Here is a 22,652-nt window from a genome sequence, read left to right as displayed (position 1 = left end):
ATCCATTGTAGTAAACATTAAGTTTTTTTTGAGCATGGATTTATTTTCTTCTGATACGTTGGCGAGCCCTACTGTTCTGAAATGACAGCTTTGTCCGTTATAATTGTATAAACATTTTGGTGTCTGGTAATTATGTCCTTATTGATCAATTTTCTATCTCGCTTTAGTACTGCAACTCTTCAGCGCAGTCTGAGCTATGCTAAACACATTGATAGGGAAACAATTGAGTTCTTTGAGGAAAATGATGATGTCACGATGTATGCTCAAATTGAAGGGACAGATTATTACGATACCGCGATTACCTATAATCTTAAAAAAGACCGTTTAATCGATGATGACTGCACTTGTCCAGTTGGATATAACTGTAAACATGCTGCTGCTTTAGCGCGGTTATTCTTTCAAGAATATCGTCAGGAATTTCAACAGCGTTATGCTGAATCTCAATCTCCGCAGGGAATCGCAAAACGCCGATGGGGGGATGATCAGGCGCAGCGCTGGTTGAATGATTTTAAACGGTATTTACAACAGACTGAACCAGAGCAATCTGTCAAAACAAACAATTATTTAATTTACCTGCTAGATCAGTCGATCAGCTTAAAGAAATTGACAGTTGATGTTCAGAAGGCCAGACGCAATAAGAACGGCTCAATTGCAGGGGAAAGTTATTATACCCAATATGAAAATATCACCAGAAAGCATCTGACTTTACCTGAACAAAAACGACAATTATTTAACCAGATTTATTATTATGCCAAAATAAACAGTGACGAACGCTTTTATCAAAGCAATCTTGATATCTCAAGCATTTTATTGGAGCATTTCAAATCTTTTATTCAAAGTGGCGATGTGTACTGGCAAAAAAAGAGCCATACTGCACTTAAATGGTCAGAACAAGGCTATCACATCGAACTGATCTGGCAACAAGGTATAAACAAACAGACAGAGCATTTAAACATTGAATTGGTCAATGGTGATATTCGACTCGATTTAAAATCAAATCCACATATTCAGATTCTCGCGAGCCAGCCACCGTGTTATGTGGATATTCAACAGAATACGGTGGGCCAGTTATATGGTGAATATACGGCAAATCTTCTGTACCATTTTTTACAGATGCCTGATCTTCCATCTATGCTCTTGCCAGAGTTTGAGAAACTGACTCATCAATATTCAGACGTGAAAAATCTGCCTCAGCCCGAGTCTATTCAGCATATTGATGTCCTTGAGGGTAGTCCCCAGCCAATTTTACGCTTCGGTGTTTTAGATAAATTTGATTGGAAATGGGAAGAGTCTGTTTGTGCTGAAATTGAATTCTCCTATGCAGGCGGAAGAATAAAAGCAGGTACATCAGGCGACAGTTTTATTGGTGAGCAGCATGACAAAATGGTACGACAGCTTCGGGACTTAGTTCAGGAACAACAGTCAATCCAACGTTTACAGCTATTGGTCGAATCACTGAAGTGGGTGAAAGATCTTAGTTATGACCATCAATTAAAACTGGATAAACAACGTCTTGATTCTATGGTTTTTGCTTTCTATGGAGATTGGATTAAACAGCTGATGCCCATCAATCAAATTGAGTTGATGGGCTGGCAGATAGAGCATCTGAAAAACAGCCCCTTTAATCTGCAATATGTTGAAAATTTAAATATTTCTATCACTGAATCTGAAGGTCAGCAGGACTGGTTCAATATCGGGGCGACGGTTCAAGACAGTGCAGGCAATTCTTATAATTTGCTTGATGCGCTCGTAGCTTTGGTGCGAGTAAATCCCGATTTACTTGATCCACGGACTTTTATTCATCTGCATGACAGTCAAATTTTCACAGTGAAAACTGCAGTTGATCAACCTGATTTGGCTCTATCCGCTAGGGATATTAAGCCGGTATTGTTGCATCTGCAGAGCATTTTACAGCAAGAAGAGCGCAGTATTGATCGCTATGATGCGAGTCAATTATTAGAATTGCAGCATAATCTTGGGATGACATGGCAGGTCAGTGATCGCCTGCAGCAATTTGTACAGAAATTCAAACAAGGCTACCAGCAACAACTGCCGACACCACAAGGTTTTCAGGGGGAGTTGCGTCCATACCAGCAGCAGGGCTTAGGCTGGTTGCAGTTTTTAAGGGAAACCCAGCATGGCGGGATTCTGGCAGATGATATGGGCTTGGGGAAAACAGCACAAACTTTAGCCCATTTACTCATGGAAAAGCAGGCTGGATATTTACAGGACAGTCCCGCCTTAATTGTTGCACCCACATCGCTGATGCATAACTGGTTCAAAGAAGCGGAGAAATTTACCCCTGAGCTCAAGGTATTGCTGCTACAGGGGCCCGATCGCCATCAGTATTTTGAGCAGATTCCGCACTATGATATTGTGTTAACCACATATCCGCTTCTGGCGAGAGATGAAGAGCAACTAAAGCAATATGAATATCATCAACTCATTTTGGATGAGGCGCAGAATATCAAAAATCCGCGTGCCAAAGCTGCACAGGTAGTACGGCAATTAACAGCGCGACATCGTCTATGTCTAACCGGTACACCTATGGAAAATCATTTGGGTGAGCTGTGGGCACTATTTTATTTCCTGATGCCAGGATTTTTATATTCACAAGAAATTTTTAATAAAAAGTACCGTCATCCGATTGAAAAACGCGGTGATCAGCAGTTAAGGCAAAAGTTGGTCAACCGGATTAAGCCCTTCATTTTACGTCGCTTGAAAACTGACGTAGCCAAAGAGTTGCCAGAAAAAACCACGATTGAAGTCAATATTGATATGAATGACCAGCAATCCAAGTTATATGAGGCTGTTCGTGCCACGATGCAGGCAAGCATTCAGAAAATTGTGGCAGAAAAAGGCTTTAAACGTAGTCAAATTCAAATTTTAGATGCCTTACTGAAGCTACGTCAGGTGTGCTGCCATCCTAGCTTACTAAAGCTGGATTCAGTGAAAATTGGGCAGGCAAACTCTGCCAAACTTGAACAGTTGATGGATATGGTCGTTCCAATGGTTGAAGAGGGGAGAAAAATTCTTATCTTCTCTCAATTTACCTCAATGTTGGAACTGATTGAGCAACACCTCCATCACGCAGAAATTGGCTATGTGAAGCTGACTGGAAAGACCAAAAAGCGAGATGAAGTCATTACAGCATTTCAGTCTGGACAAGTGCCGATATTTTTAATCAGTCTGAAAGCAGGAGGGGTCGGTCTGAATCTAACTGCCGCAGATACGGTCATTCACTATGATCCATGGTGGAACCCTGCTGCTGAAGATCAAGCTTCAGATCGTGCATGGCGGATTGGACAGGACAAGCCAGTATTTGTGTATAAGCTGATTACCAATAAAAGCATAGAAGAAAAAATTCTTGCCTTACAGCAAAATAAAGCAGAACTGGCACAGTCTATTCTAAGTACCGATCATGAGGGCGAAGCGAAACTGACGGAAAATGACGTGATGAACTTGTTTGAGAAATTTTAGTTTGGTGAACTGTACCGGGTTTGTCGGAGACTTTTTTATTTAAGTTAGGCCACCTAGCTTAACGGGTTAGTCTTATCATAGTAGACCAATAAATAATCTCTTAGATAGGCTGTCTGATGTTTTTAAAATGCTATAACGCCCGGAGCTTTCTTTCCAAATTCGTTTAATTTATTCAGCATGATGCAAATCATGTAGATCTCGCTTAGTTTGATGTTCCCTTGCGAAGCGAAGCTTCCCATCAACTAGATCTAGGGGTAATACCCCCATTTTTAATTAAATTAATAGGTAGAAGCTGCGATCGGAAAAATCTTACAAATCGCCTCAACGCCATATAAGTCTTTATTGTTATGGATGAAATCCAGCATTATTTGTGTGGGCGTTCGAGCTCCACCTGGGCGAAAAAAGTGGCTGCTTTAAGGAGAATTTCATTCGCACGTTGCACTTCTTTATTTTCACGTTCGGGCTGTTTAATACGTTCTTGATATGGAAGTTGCTGTACTTTAATTGAATTTTGTTGATCTAAATATTTTTGATACCAAACTCGTAAAGTTTCAGGAGTGCAACCAATTTTAGGCGCAATCGCAGCCCAATTCGATGGATAATCTTTTTCAAATTCAATCAATAATTGAACCGCTCTATCTCTGATTTCAGGGGTATATTTAGGTTTTTCATCGGATCACTACGCTTCGCTACGTCTTGCGAAGCAATGCGTCTCATCTCAGAAAGTTTGGTCTCCGACAAACCCGGTACGGTTCAGCTTTGTAAAAGCTATTTAGTGCAATAAATTGATATTATGCTCAATCCTATTTTGGATCATTTGGATAGTCTCTGTTTGAATTTGTCCAGGTAATAGATCATGAGCGATATTGCTGAATCGGATTGCAACCTTACAAATCGAACTAATAATTTCATCGACTTCTTGGGCAGAAAGTTCCGCTTCCTGAGTACCAAGTTTTACAAGAGCTTGTCGGGGAATATCCAGTGCCTCACCCATGATATCCACCTGGCCCTTCACAGAAAGTAACATCATAGGCAGGGGAGAGTTTCCATTGCCCATTTTGGGACATCAGAAATGAAAAGTTTTTGCAATGATCATCTCGATTATTGAAGACTACATTGAAAACAGCTCGCTTGAATGCAATTGCTTTTTCGCGAACATCATTGGTGCAAAAGTGTGCAGCGCGAAGAAAGTTACTGTAGTCTAAACTCCCTGGTGATTTAAAATCAGCTCCGGTGAAGGCCGCTAAACTTTGCATAGGGATACGCATGCCATCGTGGCGGTCAAATCTCTTTGATGCAAATGCGGTTAATCCATTCGGAAGAGTAAAATATTGAGTGTCAGGGGTATCAATATGACAATGACGCAAACATTCTGCATAAACAGCTTCAATTGCACAAACTTCAGGATGCTCTTGCTGAGCGGGAAATTTGATCAGCCAAGCTTCATGTTGATGTGAGCTAACTGTTGAGAATTCATTGGTGACAGGATCACGATAGATGAGCGCTTTTGGCCTTGCACCTTGTGGAGATCCACCCATAATTAATAAATGCTGTAAAAATTCTGCACCTTCTCCTTTGAGAACTTCCTGAACTTCTTGAGCGAGTTTAATCAGTGGGATATTTTCAGTTAATGCTAACTCAGTTGCTGAAGGTTCAAAGGATAATGCTCCCATCGCATGTGTATTAATATACGTGAGTCTTTCTAATGGCCCAATCCGTGCAGGATTAAATCCATTTTTTTTAAATAAGCGATCCATAAGAAGCATGCCCCAACCATCGGGCAAGGCATCATATATAGGACCTGGCAATCCCATTTGATGTGCAGGAAAGTTCGTTCTTAATGGGTCACCTTTTAACGGGAGTAGGTAAGAGGAAAGTTCTAAACCTTTACTGATCGCTTCTGCACTGTATTCAAAGGCGATTAATGGCCGACCTGTGATTGCGGTTGAGGAGACCAGTGTACCCCAAAGCCAATATTCACCCCATCCATTGTAGTAAACATTAAGTTTTTTGAGCATGGACTTATTTCCTTTTGATACGTTGGCGAGCCGTATTGCTCTCATAGCGGAGAATGTCATTTACACTGTTTAAATGAGGTTTAAAGAGTTCCTCTAAATCTTTTAATCGGCCTAATACCATGGCAACACGTACTAAATTTTCAAATGAAACATTTCGACCAGCTTCCAGATTAGATACTGTATTCACACTAACACCAGCACGTGTAGCGACGTCTGCCTGAGTCATTTCCAGATAAAGTCGTTCTTTGCGAAGCCTTTCACATAATGAAGTAACAACCTCTTCAGGTTTTTTGAATTTTAAATCCATAATATTGTATCTTATGTCTATATATACGTATTAAACCACAAAATAATGGAGTTATTAACTGTGCTAGTTGATCGGTAATGAGGTGCTTAATGGGCTGATTAGATCCTATTAGATTAAAGAAGTCTAATTAGATATTTAAAATCTAAAGGAATCTAATACGTAAGCGTCCGCTGAACCCCATAGCTATTTTTTAATTCGGTTCAGGTTTCCAGCGGTGTGTTAGTAATTCTTCTATTTGGGTCATTTATGTGTCGGCGGCCTTTTCAGCACATCATTTAAATAGGCATACGGATCTAGGCCATTCAGCTTTGCTGACTGTATTATTGACGGAATTAGGTCAGACATATACATCTTGAAAAGAAGAGGGGATTCTTATACCTCGCATTTGAATTATTGGAGAGGACTATCACTTTCAAATTTTTCTGTAATACTTTGCTTATCTTAAAGTTTAGTCTGAAGGCCTTCCACCAATTGTAAAACAGAGGCCAATCCCTGAGGGTTCTGAATCTGTTCTATTGGAATACAACTCAACAATTTATTGGGTGACATTCATAAAATGTTGCATCCATTTAGCCTCTCCACCTGTTAGAGCATCTAATGATATCGCAATACGAATTAAAATAATTGCGAGTTCTCCCTGACTTGAATCGGGATCTAACTCAAGCGAATTTAAAGTTTCCACTGAATCTAAATTGAGAACGATAGCAAGCTGGTCCTGTGTCAAACCAAGTTGTTTTGCAGCTGATAAAACAGATTTAGCCAATACCTTTTTTTGTTTTGCAATTTTTTCTAATGTTTTACGCATAACTGATCTCTGTTTCAGAGGTTACTGATACATAGAATTTATACTATTTTCTTATTGTTTTTTAGACATCCAATTTTGGCTAAAGATATATTAAATGTGGCTTTAGATAAGGAAGCAACGGTTAAATTATTTAACCGCATGTAGTGATTTTTAGACCTTCAACTTGCAGTTCAAGAGATCGAGGTCTGCCAATACAAGCTAGATGTAAGCAAAATTTAAATGCAGCAAGAGCATGACCATCTTTTACTGAGTAGAGTTGTAGACGAGGAAACTCCTCTTGAGTTGGTGGATGTTTATCTGTTGATGCTTTTGCTAATTTGAAAAGTTGAGGCTGTTGTTTAGCATCTAACTTTGTTTGCAAATCTTGTCCAAGTAAGTGCCAAAATTTGGCAGGAAATAAAGCCTTAACTTGGGAGTAAAAATGTTCGAGTTGATCGATATCCTTCCAGCGATAATGGATACCGGTATGTGAAGCAGTCACTCGATTTAAAAATACATTCAGGACGTATGCAATTTGTGTTAGTTTTTTACGAGCTATTTTCTGTAGATGTTCAAAAAAATAAGTCACTGCATGAAGCTCTTCAGCGCTATCAAGCATTGCTGGTTTTAAGTGGGTTGAGCTATCAATACTAAATAAACGGGGATTCCCTTTTTTTGATTTAATGTTTGCTAAATTTAGGGCATTTTCATACCAACAATTGACAAGCTCTTCTGGTAAGCACATACGTTGAGCTGCACTTTTAGGATCGTTAGTAGTCTCCAATATATTGAGCGTTTCATAGAAGCGTTGAAGTGAAATTTTAGAATCTTCTGTTCCAACAAAGAAAGCAAAAAAATCATGGGATTGATCTATTTGTAACGACAGTTCATCTAAAATGTCAGTAGCATTACTTTGAAGCCATTTTGTTTGATCGTTCAATAATATAGTTGCTAGAGCGGCCTGGTTTTTTTCAAAATTAAAGTCTTTTTCATCATTTGTTATTTGCAAATTTTTAAACGTTGCATTGTGACCCATAATTTTTTTAGCCAATTCATTAGGCATATCCGGATGATGTTTTAGTAGTTTTTGACCAGCTATGAGATAACCTAAATGAATATAGCTTTTGAATGTTTCAACTGGCTCTATATGTCCTAAGAGATGTGCAATAACAAACCAATGGTTTTGTCCATGTTGATTTTGAAGTAGCTCAGCTCGAATTTTTTGATATTCGTTTTCGCTATAGTCGGTTAGCTTTTGCACAAGTGGTGCATATTCACAGTTCAGTAAAAGCGATAAATGATTCGCTGCAGTGTGACGAAAAGAGTGAAAGGAGTAATGATGCCCTTTAAAGACCTGATTTAATATCAGTTTTAGGGGTACGGTGACAGGGTGTTTATTCAGTTTTTTATTTTCATTTAAGTTGCTGAATAAATATAAACTTTTCTTATTTTCTAAGCGTTTTTCAACAACAAAATCGCTAAAGAATTGGTACTCATCATCTTTTAGCAAAGCGTATGCAGGCACAATCCGTTCCGCACTATCCGTTTTGAGCAGATGTTGATTCCCTTGTTTTTTTGAACCATAAGGTTGAACCCAGATAGAAAATTGATTTAAACCCTCGATATCTTTTACACGTAACCCGAGTATTTCGTTAATACGCATACCAGTACGGTAAGCCAAAATATAAATGATTTTTAATAATTTATAGTGATGGTCTGAGATGGATTGGTTATGTAAGAGCTGATTTAACTTCTTTAATATGACCTGGAAGGCTGTGTGACCTATGATGCGTGCCCGTGGTCGACTTTGCGATGCAATAAATTCAAGTTCGAAATCTTCTGCTTGAAAAACAATTTGTTGAAAGGTATGAAAGCGTTTCAACATGTGGATTGTTTGGTCTTTAGATTTTTTAAACTCAGGTTGATCTACTTCATCAGCAAGTCGTGTATTGCTAATGATTTGTTGATAGATTTTGTTCAGCAGATCATTAATGTCATCGTCGGCATCGATGTATTGTAAGGCATGAGTTAAAAACGGTTCTGCGATCCGGGTGTAATATGTATAGATTGAACTATCTGCGAGTTTTTGATTGTCTTGAAATGCCTTCGTGTACTGAGTTGTATCAAAATCAAAGGTGGCTGATAATTTTTTTATTTGCTCTGAACTTGGTCGATAGAGACTGATGAGCCACAAAATAATACGTTTAGAAAACTCATTAAACTGCTCTTGGTGACGCAGGCAAAAATCAATAATGAGTTTAGCAGTGCCTTGGTCCGTTGATGTGCGCATAATTTTCAGCAAGTTTTTATGAATAAATATCACATTTTCTACTGCTTCAGACGTATTGAGATCTGGTAGGACTTTGGCTGTAGAAGAGACATTTCGTTCGATTTCAGCACTTAATTGAGTTTTAAATTTTGGGAATGCAAAGTTTTCAAACTCATGTTCTGATAAACCACACGTGAGAGTGTTTTCTAACAAACATTGTGAAAGGGCAGGATCAACATCTGCATTCTGCAGTTGTAGCCAATTAAAATTGGCGTAGTCACGTAAAAACTTAAAAGTCTTGTTGGTGTATGGATGTTTTATTTTTTGAAAAATGAGGTGCAGATACGCATTCACGTCTAGACTGATGTCACGAATTTGTCTTGTATTGAAGTGAATGAGCCAGAGTCGTGTGAGTTGATCTGGGATAAAATTACGTGATTTTCGAATTGTTTTTTCATCAACAAATAGATCGCCATAGCTTGGAGAAAGTGGCTCTAAAAAGATGATATTAAAATCGAAAATTTTTTGGATTTTTTCAGGGTTTTTTAAATGTTCGAGCAAAGCATTTAATGAAGCTATTTGATTTAATCCACCGTATAACATTGAGCAAAGCAGAATATTCCCAATAATTTCATCATCAGAAAAAGCGGAACTATCTTGAGCAAGAATCCAGTAATCCCAAAGTTTTTCTATAAAGATGTCAATTTCATGACCGGCCTGGATCCAATCCAAAGTGAAAATTGGTTCATCGCGTTTCATCTCAAAGGTGAGATAAGGTAATGGGAAGTCTAGGTTATTGCTCTTATTGAGATCTTTGATATATGTTCGGAAGAATTTATGTGCATATTTTTTCCAAGCCAAATTTGGTGCTTTACGTTTAATAAACTCATAAATCGCAGGGTACGCTTGAATTAATTCGTCATTTGAGAATTTTTGCTCATCAAAGTACTGTCGGAGCTCTTGTTCTGCATCAGCTCGTAGGTTCTTTTCTAATTCATTACGTTGAAGTTGACGTCTATCTTCAGCATAGCGTTTTTTTTGGATTTTTTTATTGAATGATGACATTTACTTCAATCCCGCTAATTTTAAATTGATCCTTCATTTGCTCTAAAACATTCGCAATTTTAGAAAATTGAGATAGGGATAAACTGGAAAAAGGATGTGCTGCTTCTTGTTGCATGAGCTCATGTCCAAAGAGAGCTAAAATCTCAGGTTCGGTAATTTTATGAGTCAAAAATGCACGAGCTGTATGGCGATGCCAATTTGCATGATCAAGTCCTAATTCAGGATGGAAATTTTTGACTGTAGAAGGACTTAGTGGTTTCCACTCATCATCTTGGTTGATTCCCAAAAAGGGCAGCTTACTTGCTTCTATTTGTTGTATAACATCATTTAAAGCTGGATGACTCATCATGATTTGAGTCGAAAAATATTCTAAAAATTTAAGGAATTTTTTTATCTCTTCAACTAAAAATGAACAAAGTGGGATTAGACGTCCGAATCCATTGCGGCCGCCTACTTCTTTGTCAGAAACCATCAAAATTTGGCGTTTTAAATTAAAGTTTTTAAGAAATCCAGGGAATTCAGCAACGGGGCGTGCTGCTGTAAAAAGAAGGAGGATATGCCACATCCATATGTTGTAGTGGTTGTATATAGCAATCAGATCGTCTTCAGCTTGTGAAAAAATATTAAATTTCAATACAGCAAAAATCTCTGTAATGACCTGTGGTTTTGGAGCTTTACGACTACCAAAATGAATTATTGAAGCAGGGAGCGAAGGTACACAACTTTCATATGTGCTTGCTACATCTGCACAAAGTGATTTTAGAATATCAACATATTGTGCATGTAATCGTGGAATATTCTGATGACAATAAGAAACAGATGATGACTGATTGGCATCAATCCCTGTGATTAAATCTGCGAGTTGTTTATTCCCTGTTTTTGCAAGAACCGTATGATGCAGTAGAGAACTCACCTTTACGACAGACAGTTTTGGAATCAATAATTCTTGTCTTAATTTGCGTAAATATTGCTGTATATCATCGAAACTAACCGAATCCATTTTGCGCAGATCCTCAATGAATAGATTCGGGATTGGAATGTCTAAATAGATCGTCTGATTGAGCAAGTTGTCTGAATACTCAAAATTGCGGTTCTCAAATACATTAAAGTGACTGTTTAAGAAGACCTGATCATTTTTATAGATCAATTTTTGGCGGTTATTTAAGTTTTTAGCTCGCTTGCTTTGTATATATAGCCACTCATTCACACTATTACCGGTCAAAAATGCGAGCATTAGGATCAAAGCACTTTTATTTTGATGTTCAGAGTAGTCCACATGAAGTCTTTTCAGGAGATGGTTCACGCTAGATGGATTCGGAAAAAAACTACTCGACGTGAGTAAATGTTCTTTGCGTTGAATATGTTTTGCAACAAGCGGTAGAACATAGATTTGACTCGTTTCTGAATGTGCTGCGAGTGGTGTGACGTCAGTTGGATTGACAACAATTTGCCGATTAATCGGCTCATCGATTAAGGTTTCTATATTCAGTGCTTTAGATTTAGCCCCTTTTTTGATTTCGATACTTTCTTCAATGAATTGTTCTTCATCAAGAAACTGATGTTGAAGCTGCGTATCGATACTTGCACGTGCAATCTTCGCTTTGTTTTTTAAAATGTAGTTAAAAGTAATGCGAATATCATTGAGTAGATTGCGATCAAACTCAGGCAATTCATCCGTATCTAATGTGATCAGATGTTGAATAAATTGCTCTAAGCTCTGTGTTGGATCTTGAAGATAGGTACTCCAGAGACGTTGATACTCTTGTGTATTTTGATATTTTTTTTCAGTATCTAAATTTTTATTTGCAGTCCTAAAGCGCTGGAATAAGCGCTTTACGGTATTGAAGTGTTCTGTGTGTGCTTGTTTAAAAAGCTCTGGTTTAAGCTCAGGAAGAGCAATTAAATAAATTGCTGCTTTTAAAACTAGAATATTCCAATTTTTTGCATGCGTCTGCGATTCAGATAATTGCGAAATTGAATTGACATATGAAGTAATCGGTAGATCACTGATCTTAACTTTTTTCGTGAAAGGGATTACCGGAGGTGTCGGCAGCTGCGAATCAAACTTTATATCGATATCAAAGTAATCGAGATTGAGACCAACCAAAAAATTGTCAGTCTGTTGAGAAGACAATAGTTTAAGCACAAAGTTGATATGTTGCGTACGTTCAAATTGCTCATCACCAAACAGTTTTTCTAGTGTTTTTTGCAGTGAAATAACTGTCAAATCAATATGCTCGTTTAGATCGTTCGACACTATGATCTCCAAATTTTTTCTGTACTTATACAACTATCAGAGTGATCAACGAGTTCTTTTACACATCTGCTGTTGAGTGATAATTCATTAAAAATATGTGTACGCTGTTGTTTGATATTTTTAGTACGCTGATTCAGTTGATTTCGAGAACATGAAAGTAGTTGTGCTAGCAGTTCCAGACTCATTTGATGATGTGGCTTTAAAGATGATTCTTTGTTAAGGGTCAATAGTGTTTGACGTGAAAGATGTGTGTTAATTAAATGCAATGTTTTTCGTGGATTTAACGAACGAATATCAAATTTTGTAGATTTGATGAATTGAATAAATTCACGACTGCATAACTCCATCAGAAATGCTAACTCATCCTCTGAAAAAGATTGTTGATGATGAATAATTAAAGTGACTTCATTAATATCTTGCTTTAAATAGCTAAGATATAAGTTAATATTATTGAAAATGGAGTAGTCATCAAATTCTGAAGTTTTCCACACATGGAGTTCTTTTATGCGATTAGAAATATCTAAATCTGCAGTGAGATTTTTAAACATATTTAAGTAGCATAAGTTGAAACCATACGCTTGTGGATGAATGGTGATTCTTCTTTTTTTGAAATTTTTTAGAGTACTTATCTGTGTTGCTGGAAACTTCAAAAGTAGTTCAGATGTCAGATCCATGTGTGCTATTGAATAAAAATAATACAGCAATACTTACGTATATTTAGAGTTTTTGAATATGGCAGGAGGTATCATTTTTTCCTTGTTTTTAAAGTTTATTTATTATTGAAAGTTTCAAATTTTCCTCCTCGATTAGATACTCACTATTAGTTAGCTATATTTGTGAGTTGGCAAAAAATATCATGTTTCTATTATGATGTTCACATAGCAGATTACAATGAATACAGTAGGGATGAGTATAGTTGATTATTACAATAACAATGCTCAAATTTGATCTTTTTTAATGGTAATTAAAACCAAACAGGAGTCAATTTTTGATAAGTATGTAGACAAATTTAACTTGATTGATATCGGGAGCCGTATATGGAAATTAAACAACTGAAACAGGTAGAAGTCATTACAGATGTTATATGTGATGTATGCAACCAATCAACGAAACTGGAGTTTGGCACTTTATCGGCGCATTGGGGCTATGGTTCCAAGCATGACGGGGAAAGATATGAATTGCAGTTATGTGAAAAATGTTTCTTTTATGCCCTGACGACATTAAAAAAAGAGCGAGCAGATGAGTTTATGTTTGATGAAAACTTTGACCCTTCAACCCTAGATGGGTTTGGGTTGAAGTGAACCTATCATCGCGATAGGTTCTAAGAATCCAGAAAATACTGATTCAGATTCAAGCCAGCAACTTCATTTTTAATGGCGAGTAAGGGATTCAGGAAAAATATTGTTCTTTGCTTCGAGGTCACTGAGTTCGGAAAAGGCTTGAATACCGCCTGCGGCTTTAATTCCATCTAAAGCGACAGATAGAGCTTCCTGATCTGACGGGAATGTTTCATCCCATACCGTAGAAGTACCACTTTGGTTCACCACTTCCAGTGTCCAGTCACTATCAGGTAATCGATAAATTAGAATTTCAATTTGCTCATTATCCTGTTGTAAAACTTGAGATAAGGGAGAGTCGATTAAATCATTTTCATCATAATCCAGAGTACTGTCATGATCAGACATCAGCGGCAACCTTTATTGTATTTAACATCTGTCCATAGTAATGAATGAATTAAATTTTGCCTAGCAGTGGATATTATGGGGTACAAAGAATGGCTAAATTCAAAAAATAATTGCCCCGACAATAAAACAAAATAATCCAAAAACCACCCAAATCCAGACATTCGATTTGGGTTGCTCAGTACGTGATGTATAGAACGGTTGTTGTTCCTGAGTAGGATTTTTTTGGTTGCCAACTCTCTTCTTATAGGGCTGGTGTTTTGAATAGGATAGGCCTGTGCCAGGAATACCAACGCTGGTTCGGGTGCCTTTTTTACCAATATTTAAAGAAGCACCAGGTTTGCCAATGCTTGCACTGATGATGCCTTTATGCGTCAGATTGATTTTTAATCCAGGTAATATTTTAATACTCTTGCGAAATCTGAAGCCCATATTTTTTCCATTTACAAGAACCAGTTAGGTTTCTATCTCAGCTGTCCGGATACAGTGAAATAAGAGTTTGATTCATTCATAGGACTGATCATTTGACTTATCTAGTGAAATATCAGTATGTTCTTTAACATAAGATATTGGCTTTTAGACAATGAATCAAACATCAAATTATTACAATCAACATGCTCAAGCATTTTTTGAAAATACCTATCAGGTTGAGATGGAAAGTCTTTACACACCATTTCTAAGATATTTGCCGGAACAGGCATTGATCCTGGATTTGGGCTGTGGCTCTGGGCGTGACACTCTGGCATTTAAGAAAAAAGGCTATCAAGCTGAGGCAATTGATTATTCTGCGGAGCTGGTTGAAAAGGCGAGAGAGCTGACAGGCATCGAGGTACGTCAGCAAAGTTTTTATGAGCTGAATGAAGTAGCTAAGTATGATGGGATTTGGGCTTGTGCTTCTCTTTTGCACTGTGAAAGAGATCGCCTGACTGAAGTGCTGGCGCGCATATTTAAAGCATTAAAGCCAAATGGTGTGTGTTATATGTCTTTTAAATATGGCGATTCAGACCGTGAGAAAGAAGGGCGCAGCTTTACTGACTTGAATGAGCAGCAAGCTTACGACTTACTCAAACAAATAGATCAGGCTTTACTGTTACAGCAATGGATTACTGTAGATAAACGTCCAGACCGTACAGAAGAATGGCTGAATATTCTGATTAGAAAAGTGCAGGCTTAGATATGTTATTCAGTATAGCTGAAATACCAACTCCTCAAGAACAGCTGAAATTCTTAAAACATATTCAGCAGATTTTGCAGTCAGGGGCGTTTACTTCGACATATAAGTTTGCTTTGCTGATGAGTATCACGCGTCTGGCGATTGAACAGGGTCAAGATACCGGTGCTGCCTTGCATTTGGACTATCAGGATATTGCGGAAAAGTTTATTGACCTGTACTGGAAACAGTCACTGCCGTTTCAGTTTAACCAGTATGAGCCTTTTACTATTCATCAAAGCACTGGTAAGCAGGCAAAGATCATCAGTGAAATTCAGAATGCACAGCAACAATTCAAAACGCTGGCTGCGTTAAGAAAAGACCAGTTTCACTGGAATCAGCTTAGAAAAGTGGTTGCAGCGACCGTCAAGCAAATGCCGGTGGTGTATTTGCAGAATCTGAATGGTCAAACCGTAGAGTTTCTCTATCATCTGCAGGATTGCAAACAGTCCCTCAAGCTTTTACCCAAAGTGATGTATTGTTTGAGACAATTCAGTGAAATTATTGAAGAGCTGTGCCAGAAGCGCTGGATTGATTTTGTTCGGCTAAACAAGCAGAACCTGCTGGTACTGGATGGTTTGCCTGACCTAGATGAATTCATGTTTGCTCCAAGTCGTAATCAATTGGGGCAGGTCGCGGACTTCTTAATCGACTTACAGCAATGCCAGTGTTTTTACTGTGGCAAAAGCCTGAAAAACTCAAAATATGCCGTGGATCATTTTATTCCATGGTCTTTATATCCTGCCGATACCGGGCATAACTTTGTTCTGGCGGACGACAAATGTAATTCACAGAAAAGCAATTATTTGGCATCCGGGCAATTCTTGGAGCAATGGATGGAACGTAATCATCTGCATGATCAGGCGATTAGTCGGGAGATTTCGCAACTCGGTTTTTTGACCGATCTGCAGCGTTCACATCGGGTTGCAGACTGGGCCTATCAGCAGGCGATTGAGCATGAGTATTTAGTTTGGTTGGGGGGCAAAGATAAACAGATATTGGCTCATCCTATATCTGGTGTCTTTTGAGACCGTTATTCTTTGCAGAGATTCTGTTATCCAAAGACCAATATTTTCAAGAACAAATTGAATATTCAGCAAGATAGTATTCTATAGACAGCTGAATTAGAGCTTTCAGCCCTTACAGACTTTTAACTGGAGGCCTTCATTCTCACAATATGCTGCTACAAAATTTAGAATATTCACCTGTTTGGAGCTTGAATTGACAGATCACTTGGCTTGAGTACGACAATTTATGTCCTTTTCCATCTTTTTACTGCTGCATGATTTAGAATTTTAGGTAAAATCATTTGATTAATGATTCACTTAATTGGATTTCTATAACAATGACCCAGGTGCAACTGCAACAATTACAAAAACAACTTTGGAATATTGCCAATACTTTGCGTGGCACCATGGGCGCCGATGAATTCCGTGATTACATTCTGGGTTTTATTTTCTTTAAATATTTATCGGAAAAGTCGGTGAACTTTGCCAATGAATTGCTCGATGGCGAAGACCTCAGCTTTTTAGAATTAGATGAAAATAATCCTGAGCATGTGCCATACATCGAAGAAATTAAAAAGAATGCCATTGCCGAAGTCGGTTATGCGCTCACACCAAATCAGCTATTCCATACCTTAGCCGAGCGTGGTCGTCAGGGCGAATTCATTTTGGATGATTTAACTGCAACCTTAAAATCAATTGAACAAAGCACTTTAGGCACCGACTCTGCCGATGACTTTGCCAACCTGTTTGAAGATTTGGATCTAAACTCGACCAAGCTTGGCAATAATGCCAGTGACCGTAATGCACTGGTGGCGAAAGTCCTGAGTCATTTAGATGATATTGATTTTGATATTTCCAATACCGAAGCCGATGTACTGGGCGATGCTTACGAGTACCTGATTGGTGAGTTTGCCTCAGGCGCGGGCAAAAAAGCGGGGGAATTCTATACCCCGCAAACGGTATCAACTTTACTGGCGAAGATTGTCACCCAAGGCAAAGACCGTTTACGTTCAGTCTGCTTTGTTGCACAAAGATTTCATAACTATATGATTTTAAAAGTTCTGATTGTTTTTTGATTCAAAATTAAATCTATTTAAATCAGATGCTTACATATTTATGCAACAAAGCCGTTCAAACTTAATAGGATATTGATTGTGGAAACTGAGTAAGCGTCCGCTGAACCCCATGCCTATTTTTTAATTTGAGTTGGATTTCCAGCGATGTGGTAGTAATTCTTCTATTTGGGTCGCTTTATGCGTCGGCAGCCTTTTCAGCACATCACTGAGATAGGCATACGGATCCAACCCATTCAGCTTTGCTGACTGGATTAAAGTCATGATATTTGCCGCTCGCTGTCCACTGCGCAGCGAACCTGCAAACAACCAGTTCTTACGGCCCAATGCCCAGGGACGCATTGAGTTCTCTGCCCAGTTATTGTCAATGGGTAGATTGCCATCATCCAGATAGCGGCTTAAGGCTGGCCAACGCTTCAGACTGTAATTGATGGCCTTGGCGGTTGGAGAACTCGATGGCACCGTCAGATAATGTTGGTTGAGCCATTCACACAGTTGTTGCATCACCGGTTGGCTGTGCTGTTGTCGGTATTCGCGGCGGTGTTCTGCTGTACCATCGGTCTTTTTCCTGAGTTCTGCTTCTATCGCATACAGTTTCTGAATCATCAGTAATGCCTGTTCAGCGATCTGACTTTTCCCGGTCACATGTAGCTCATGGAATTTACGACGTGCATGCGCCATGCAGCCCACCTCTATGACATCGCCTGATTTAAAGCGTGCTTTATAACCACTGTAATCATCACAGACCAGATGGCCCTGCCAGCCATTCAGGAACTCTTCTGCATGCTGACCTGAACGGCTATCCTGAAAGTCATAGATCACCGCTTGAACTGGATTGTACTGTGTAGTGGCATAGGCCCAGACATAACCTTTCTTCGGTTTTTTCTCATCATCACCCATCCGCATGATGGTGACCGGCGTTTCATCGGCATGGATCACCCGCTGTTGCAGCACCACCTGTTTTAAGGCATTGGCCAGAGGTTCCAGTTCCACACCGCAGCGACCTATCCAGTCAGATAACGTTGATCTAGAAAGCTCGATTCCCGCCCGCTGATAGATCAGACGTTGACGGTACAGCGGTAAATGATCGGCATACTTCGATACCAGCACATGGCTGAGCAGTTCAGGTGAAGCAATGCCTTTATCAATCACATAGGCAGGCATCGCTTGCTGAGTCAGGGTGTCACACTGATCACAGACCCATTTGCCACGCACATGCTGTTCCTTATAGAACTGTGCCGGTCTGAAATGTAGTTTTTCACTGATATCTTCGCCGATACGACGCAAGGTGCAGCCACAAGCACATTGGGTTGATGTTGGTTCATGCTCGATACGGATGGTGTGTAGATGATCGGGCAGCAGTCGACGTTTAGGTTTGTTGACTGTGGCTTTGTGTGTCGCTGCATCAGTTTTATCTGCATTCAGCCGTTCCAGTTCCAGATCAACAGCGGCAATATCTTCTTCGACCGCTTCATCCCACAGATGGATTTGTTTTGCGGTGAGATGTTCGTTTTTACTGCCAAATTTGTGCTGTTTAAATAGTGCGAGCTCATGCTCGTATTTTTGCGTGAGAATGGAAAGATGTTGAACTTTGGCATCCAATTGCTGGTTTGATTTTTCTAATTCTTGATTTGATTGTGCCAAAGACTGATGCTGCATTGCCAACTGCCGGGTAAATTCCAGCAGTTGTTCATGGGTCAGTTGGCTTAAATCAGGCAGCGTATTCATGACCGCAGTATGCCTGAGGTCATGAAGAGAATGAAATAGAACGTTTGGAGAATAGCAGAATGGACCAAGCTAGTTTAGAGCATCGTCACCACCTGCTGTCGTCCAATGCGCTGCCAAGGCAAACCCTGGATCAGTGCCTGTAACTGTTCTGGACTGAGTGCCAGGGTTTCACCCTGATGAACTTTAGCCCAGTGAAATTTGCCCTGTTCCAACCGCCGAGAACACAGCCAGATCCCCAGTCCATCATGTACCAGCACTTTCATGCGATGGCCACGTTTATTACAGAACAGGTAAGCACAATGCGGTTTGATGTAGCCAAAGGCTCTCACCACCTGAGCCATGGCCGTATCCATACCTGCACGCATGTCCATGGGCTGAGTAGACAACCAGATTTCATCGATACGGATCATGTTGTAAGTGCCTTGAGTAATTCTGCTAAAGCAGATATTTCTGATACTTGCCATTTCAAGCCAATTTCTGCTTTTGAGTGGGGTAAAGTAATTTGAACCGTTAACATGCCAGTAGGGATAGGATCTAATGGTGCGGAGCAAGATAAGGTAATAAATGCAGGTTTATTCGGTAGTAGTGAGCGATCATTCCCTGGCTTAGCATCAATTAAGCGAATCCATTTGGATACAAGATTTGTATTCAATCCATGTTGCAAAGCGACCGAAGCAATTGAAACCTCCGATGCTTTACACGCCTGAACGATCTGCTGTTTAAATTCAGCACTATATGTTCTTCGTTTTATCGTAAGAGATGCGATGGATGTCTGGTTATTTGTAGTCATAAATTTAAGTTCCCACTTGTTTTTAAGTCAGGACTAAATTAAGGCTTATAGGACGAATTCATAAGGTGTGTTCAGCGGACGCTTACGAAACTGAGAGTTATCTGCTGGGTTAGATGTTCTGAATCTTTAGAAAGAAAGCCAATTATCTCGGAAGATAATTGGCTTGAGCAAAGAGTTTGGCTATCCGCTTATTCGTCGGTCATCCCAATAACACGGCACTACAATCAAATGGTTCTCATGTAACCGAGACCATAATCTTACACCTAAATCCCGCTGCATATTTTGGACTGTGAAATTAGAAACCAACAGGGTAGATTTCATGTTGTCATAACGACTATACAAAACCTTATGTACCATCTCCAGGCGTTTTTCATGCCGGTCATGCAGGCCATATTCATCAATCACTAATAAATCAAAACTGGAGAAATGGTCGATGACTTCTTTCTCAGAGCGTGAAGTATCTGACCAAGTATCCATCATTTTTTGAGCAATTTCTGCACTGGTATAGTAGCGTGCAGATTTTGTACTGTTATGCAGAATGTTGCGAATAATTGATGCACTCAGATGGGTTTTACCTGTACCCGGTGTACCAATCATCAACATGTTCGGGTTGTGGTCAGAAATAATTTGCTGTGCAAATGCCTGACATAGCTTGATGATATTGTCTTGTGCAGGGCATGCAACTACATAATTCTTGAAGCCACTATCCAGGTAGCGTTTATTGAGCCCTGAATTTTTAATTTTCTGTTGTAGCAATCGCTGTTGCAGTTCATCCTCATAGGCTGCATGTGAGTGATGCACGGTTTCTTTGGCACACAATTTACAGAGCCTGTGACCTGCGATTTCCATCAGGGGTGTATGATGGGTAGGACAGAGTGTTTCCGTTGTTTCTGAGTGAAACTGGAGTGTTTTAAGCATGGTATTCATGACTGATCTCCTAAATCCACTTTGAATTTTCTAAAAAATCCTCATTTTTTTCTTCAAAATTTGAAGATGAAGATGAAGATGAAGATGAAGATGAAGATGAAGGGCATGGTTCAAGCATGACTTGAGTAATACTCAGGCTCTTCTCTAGAGCTGCTTGAGCATTTACTTTTCGTTGCATAGTTGATGCTTGAGCATTACTTGCAGATTTATTCCAGCGTGCTTGAGCTGCATTTTTAGCTTTATCAGATTTCATCTGTTGATTTTGCAATGCTTGGTTTTTTAAACTGGTTAAAAAACTTGAAAGAATTTGTTCAGATTCGACTTCAAATAATTCCAATGCTGTCAGCGTATTCAACAAAGTTTTAGCCTTGGTATGCTGCGGTAATTTCGTGATGCTGCATACCGTTGCTAAATCATGAGGAATAGTTCCATTTTTCCAGAAATCCATCATTAACAGCAGTGATGCACCGATTTGCTCTGCAGTCATTCGTGCAAATTTTGCCTGTAAGTCGCCAATATAGAGTGGCATCCAAATTGAAATATCTTTATGCATGTGTTCACCTTTTTTATAGGTATAGAGGGGCTAAGGTCATCGATTGGACGACCTTGTATATTTATTAGATCAGGGAGCTAAGCTCATTAACCGGAGGCGAGCCTGTTGGGCCAGGTCGTCGTAATGGGCTTGTCCATCATCCAGCATTCGCTGTAGCCAAAGTCTCAACGCCTGGTGATCATCGAAGCATTTATTGATTTCCAGCAAAAAGGCCAGATTGTGCAGTTTGGGAATGTGTAACTCATGAATGAGTTCACGCGCGACCATATCTGCTTCTGGGCTAACGACTACACCACCAAAGAAAGCTTTACTATTCATGTGCAAGCTCCTCTGTATTTAGTCTTTCCAGCATGGCTTCAAATGCACTGCCATCGCGACGCGTAACATTGGGAATATAGCGGCTGTAAACACGGAACAGCATTTCAGTGGTCGAATGACCTAGCTGACGTGCAATCCATTCAGGATTTTCACCCGCAGATAACCAAAGTGTGGCAGCTGTGTGACGTGTTTGATAAGCACGACGAGGCGTTAATCCTAAAAAACGCAGGATAGGGTGCCATACACGCTTATTAACTAAACGGTAGTCTAGAGGACCACCATCACGGTTGCAGAAGACGAAGTCCGATTTTCCGTTGTTGAGGCTTTTCTGTTGCAGAAAGGCTTGGTACACCCGGTCATTCATCTGGATCGTGCGGTCAGAACCATACGTTTTGGTTCCACCAAGAACACCATTCACTAACGCTTCACGGATATGGATCTCACGACGTTGCAAGTCGATATTTTTCCATTGAAGGCCATCGATTTCACTGGTGCGCATACCCGTAAAAAAGCGGATGGTGTAATAAGGTTTAAAGTCGTCACGAACAGATGTAATAATTCGCTGAACTTCTTCAAGAGAGAAAGGCGTGACTTCAATCCGACCTTCTTTCAAACTTTTTATGTTTTTGTAAGGGCTATCAAAATCATATCGTTCGGATGCGCTATCTAGTATCATACGAAGTACTGTCATAATCTGGTTGATTCGTGATGGTGAAAGGCATTCTTGGTTATTTCCGTATGTCACTTTGGCGAGGGATGAACGGAATCCAAGGATGTCTGACTTTTTGATGTTAATAACAGAAATTGTTCCGAAATATGGAGTTAAATATTTTCGAATAACAATCCTAATTTTTTCTGCGTAGCTGCTACGCCATTCTATTTCTTTATCAGCAACCCATATTTCACAGTACTTAGAAAAAACAGGTGCTTTAGAACTCACTGCATTGATTTGGTTTTCAGCAGCTTTAATTTCTGCCAGTCGAGCACTTTTGGGAAAATATTTTGCATAATCAAATACACCTAAGAGCATTTCAGCTTCCATACGTTCAATCGCTTTTTCAAGTTTTTTGCGATTGTTAGGTGTGTCCTCCATTGCAGTTGTTTCACGGCAACGCTTATTTAAGTACCGAAAATCGATTGTAAGCTTGCCGTATCTAGTACGGATTGAAGCCATTGGCTTGAAA

17 protein-coding genes, 5 pseudogenes and 1 other annotated feature are annotated in these 22,652 nt (G+C 39.4%); of the genes and pseudogenes, 5 read left to right on the top strand and 17 right to left on the bottom strand.

Translation table 11 applies throughout. The features are described 5' to 3' along the window. The first annotated feature begins 132 nt into the window (after positions 1-132). Positions 133-3,480: a DEAD/DEAH box helicase gene (locus tag F907_RS00395; protein WP_004684345.1), complete on the top strand. Its 3,348-nt coding sequence runs from the start codon at positions 133-135 to the stop codon at positions 3,478-3,480. Between the two features lie 87 nt (positions 3,481-3,567). Here F907_RS00395 and F907_RS18710 read toward each other — a convergent pair. The 8 genes and pseudogenes from F907_RS18710 to F907_RS00425 all read right to left on the bottom strand — a co-directional run. Next, a pseudogene (locus F907_RS18710) lies at positions 3,568-4,126 on the bottom strand (transposase); the annotation flags it as partial. Further along, positions 3,771-3,887, bottom strand: a sequence feature (AL1L pseudoknot). Its footprint overlaps the pseudogene before it by 117 nt. 126 nt (positions 4,127-4,252) lie before the next feature. Then, a pseudogene (locus tag F907_RS00405) lies at positions 4,253-5,498 on the bottom strand (type II toxin-antitoxin system HipA family toxin). A gap of 4 nt (positions 5,499-5,502) precedes the next feature. Beyond that, a complete protein-coding gene (locus tag F907_RS00410) occupies positions 5,503-5,805 on the bottom strand; it encodes a helix-turn-helix transcriptional regulator (RefSeq protein ID WP_004684350.1) in 303 nt (100 codons plus the stop codon). A gap of 190 nt (positions 5,806-5,995) precedes the next feature. Further along, positions 5,996-6,138: pseudogene (locus F907_RS18705) on the bottom strand (transposase domain-containing protein); the annotation flags it as partial. A 108-nt stretch (positions 6,139-6,246) separates the two neighbouring features. Further along, a pseudogene (locus F907_RS0118235) lies at positions 6,247-6,610 on the bottom strand (antitoxin Xre/MbcA/ParS toxin-binding domain-containing protein). Positions 6,611-6,740: 130 nt separating this feature from the next. After that, positions 6,741-9,923 (bottom strand): site-specific integrase, encoded by a 3,183-nt coding sequence (locus F907_RS00415; RefSeq protein WP_016653307.1) that lies wholly within the window; start codon positions 9,921-9,923, stop codon positions 6,741-6,743. Beyond that, positions 9,907-12,180, bottom strand: coding sequence for a hypothetical protein (locus F907_RS00420; protein ID WP_016653306.1), 2,274 nt, complete (start codon positions 12,178-12,180; stop codon positions 9,907-9,909). The genes F907_RS00415 and F907_RS00420 overlap by 17 nt, the downstream gene beginning before the upstream one ends. Then, positions 12,180-12,854, bottom strand: a complete 675-nt coding sequence (locus F907_RS00425) for a hypothetical protein (RefSeq protein ID WP_016653305.1) — start codon at positions 12,852-12,854, stop codon at positions 12,180-12,182. The genes F907_RS00420 and F907_RS00425 overlap by 1 nt, the downstream gene beginning before the upstream one ends. Before the next feature lie 363 nt (positions 12,855-13,217). Between F907_RS00425 and F907_RS00430 the strand changes: the two genes are divergently transcribed. Continuing rightward, the gene (locus F907_RS00430) at positions 13,218-13,481 is read left to right on the top strand and encodes a hypothetical protein (RefSeq protein WP_004684355.1); all 264 of its coding nucleotides are present in this window, start codon (positions 13,218-13,220) and stop codon (positions 13,479-13,481) included. 69 nt (positions 13,482-13,550) lie between these two features. Here F907_RS00430 and F907_RS00435 read toward each other — a convergent pair whose 3' ends face one another. Both F907_RS00435 and F907_RS00440 read right to left on the bottom strand, forming a co-directional pair. Beyond that, positions 13,551-13,865, bottom strand: a complete 315-nt coding sequence (locus F907_RS00435) for a hypothetical protein (protein WP_016653304.1) — start codon at positions 13,863-13,865, stop codon at positions 13,551-13,553. Between the two features lie 99 nt (positions 13,866-13,964). Continuing rightward, the gene (locus tag F907_RS00440; protein WP_016653303.1) at positions 13,965-14,294 is read right to left on the bottom strand and encodes a DUF4236 domain-containing protein; all 330 of its coding nucleotides are present in this window, start codon (positions 14,292-14,294) and stop codon (positions 13,965-13,967) included. 151 nt (positions 14,295-14,445) lie between these two features. On the opposite strand from F907_RS00440, the gene F907_RS00445 reads away from it, so the two are divergent. The 3 genes and pseudogenes from F907_RS00445 to F907_RS00455 form a co-directional block, all read left to right on the top strand. Beyond that, complete coding sequence (locus F907_RS00445) at positions 14,446-15,036, top strand: class I SAM-dependent methyltransferase (protein WP_004684358.1); 591 nt, start codon at positions 14,446-14,448, stop codon at positions 15,034-15,036. Between the two features lie 2 nt (positions 15,037-15,038). Continuing rightward, the gene (locus tag F907_RS00450; RefSeq protein ID WP_004684359.1) at positions 15,039-16,100 is read left to right on the top strand and encodes an HNH endonuclease; all 1,062 of its coding nucleotides are present in this window, start codon (positions 15,039-15,041) and stop codon (positions 16,098-16,100) included. A gap of 317 nt (positions 16,101-16,417) precedes the next feature. Continuing rightward, positions 16,418-17,095 (top strand): annotated as a pseudogene (locus F907_RS00455) (type I restriction-modification system subunit M N-terminal domain-containing protein); the annotation flags it as partial. A 180-nt stretch (positions 17,096-17,275) separates the two neighbouring features. On the opposite strand, the gene tnpC reads toward F907_RS00455, so the two are convergent. The 7 genes from tnpC to F907_RS00490 form a co-directional block, all read right to left on the bottom strand. Next, positions 17,276-18,880 carry an IS66 family transposase gene (gene tnpC, locus F907_RS00460; RefSeq protein ID WP_004684361.1) on the bottom strand — a complete coding sequence of 535 codons (1,605 nt, stop codon included), beginning with the start codon at positions 18,878-18,880 and terminating at the stop codon, positions 17,276-17,278. Positions 18,881-18,954: 74 nt separating this feature from the next. After that, a complete protein-coding gene (gene tnpB, locus F907_RS00465) occupies positions 18,955-19,290 on the bottom strand; it encodes an IS66 family insertion sequence element accessory protein TnpB (RefSeq protein ID WP_004684362.1) in 336 nt (111 codons plus the stop codon). After that, a complete protein-coding gene (gene tnpA, locus F907_RS00470; RefSeq protein WP_004684363.1) occupies positions 19,287-19,670 on the bottom strand; it encodes an IS66-like element accessory protein TnpA in 384 nt (127 codons plus the stop codon). The genes tnpB and tnpA overlap by 4 nt, the downstream gene beginning before the upstream one ends. A gap of 180 nt (positions 19,671-19,850) precedes the next feature. After that, on the bottom strand, positions 19,851-20,597 hold the full coding sequence (locus tag F907_RS00475) for an ATP-binding protein (protein WP_004684364.1): 747 nt from the start codon (positions 20,595-20,597) through the stop codon (positions 19,851-19,853). 10 nt (positions 20,598-20,607) lie between these two features. After that, positions 20,608-21,150, bottom strand: coding sequence for a DUF1376 domain-containing protein (locus tag F907_RS00480; RefSeq protein ID WP_016653302.1), 543 nt, complete (start codon positions 21,148-21,150; stop codon positions 20,608-20,610). Between the two features lie 69 nt (positions 21,151-21,219). Continuing rightward, positions 21,220-21,468, bottom strand: a complete 249-nt coding sequence (locus tag F907_RS00485) for a hypothetical protein (protein ID WP_004684367.1) — start codon at positions 21,466-21,468, stop codon at positions 21,220-21,222. Beyond that, positions 21,461-22,642 (bottom strand): Arm DNA-binding domain-containing protein, encoded by a 1,182-nt coding sequence (locus tag F907_RS00490; RefSeq protein WP_004684368.1) that lies wholly within the window; start codon positions 22,640-22,642, stop codon positions 21,461-21,463. The genes F907_RS00485 and F907_RS00490 overlap by 8 nt, the downstream gene beginning before the upstream one ends. Between the last annotated feature and the right edge of the window lie 10 nt (positions 22,643-22,652).

Source organism: Acinetobacter colistiniresistens (assembly GCF_000413935.1).
In the GTDB taxonomy this organism is placed as follows: Bacteria; Pseudomonadota; Gammaproteobacteria; order Pseudomonadales; family Moraxellaceae; genus Acinetobacter; species Acinetobacter colistiniresistens.
This window is presented reverse-complemented; position numbering and strand designations above follow the sequence as displayed.

Bases quoted from the DNA above. Each gene is read 5' to 3' on its own strand.
- F907_RS00490 (WP_004684368.1), bottom strand. From the start codon at position 22,642: ATGGCTTCAATCCGTACTAGATACGGCAAGCTTACAATCGATTTTCGG.
- F907_RS00440 (WP_016653303.1), bottom strand. From the start codon at position 14,294: ATGGGCTTCAGATTTCGCAAGAGTATTAAAATATTACCTGGATTAAAA.
- F907_RS00445 (WP_004684358.1), top strand. From the start codon at position 14,446: ATGAATCAAACATCAAATTATTACAATCAACATGCTCAAGCATTTTTT.
- F907_RS00485 (WP_004684367.1), bottom strand. From the start codon at position 21,468: ATGAATAGTAAAGCTTTCTTTGGTGGTGTAGTCGTTAGCCCAGAAGCA.
- tnpC (WP_004684361.1), bottom strand. From the start codon at position 18,880: ATGAATACGCTGCCTGATTTAAGCCAACTGACCCATGAACAACTGCTG.
- F907_RS00450 (WP_004684359.1), top strand. From the start codon at position 15,039: ATGTTATTCAGTATAGCTGAAATACCAACTCCTCAAGAACAGCTGAAA.
- F907_RS00435 (WP_016653304.1), bottom strand. From the start codon at position 13,865: ATGTCTGATCATGACAGTACTCTGGATTATGATGAAAATGATTTAATC.
- F907_RS00475 (WP_004684364.1), bottom strand. From the start codon at position 20,597: ATGAATACCATGCTTAAAACACTCCAGTTTCACTCAGAAACAACGGAA.
- F907_RS00430 (WP_004684355.1), top strand. From the start codon at position 13,218: ATGGAAATTAAACAACTGAAACAGGTAGAAGTCATTACAGATGTTATA.
- F907_RS00395 (WP_004684345.1), top strand. From the start codon at position 133: ATGTCCTTATTGATCAATTTTCTATCTCGCTTTAGTACTGCAACTCTT.
- tnpB (WP_004684362.1), bottom strand. From the start codon at position 19,290: ATGATCCGTATCGATGAAATCTGGTTGTCTACTCAGCCCATGGACATG.
- F907_RS00425 (WP_016653305.1), bottom strand. From the start codon at position 12,854: ATGGATCTGACATCTGAACTACTTTTGAAGTTTCCAGCAACACAGATA.
- F907_RS00480 (WP_016653302.1), bottom strand. From the start codon at position 21,150: ATGCATAAAGATATTTCAATTTGGATGCCACTCTATATTGGCGACTTA.
- tnpA (WP_004684363.1), bottom strand. From the start codon at position 19,670: ATGACTACAAATAACCAGACATCCATCGCATCTCTTACGATAAAACGA.
- F907_RS00410 (WP_004684350.1), bottom strand. From the start codon at position 5,805: ATGGATTTAAAATTCAAAAAACCTGAAGAGGTTGTTACTTCATTATGT.
- F907_RS00415 (WP_016653307.1), bottom strand. From the start codon at position 9,923: ATGTCATCATTCAATAAAAAAATCCAAAAAAAACGCTATGCTGAAGAT.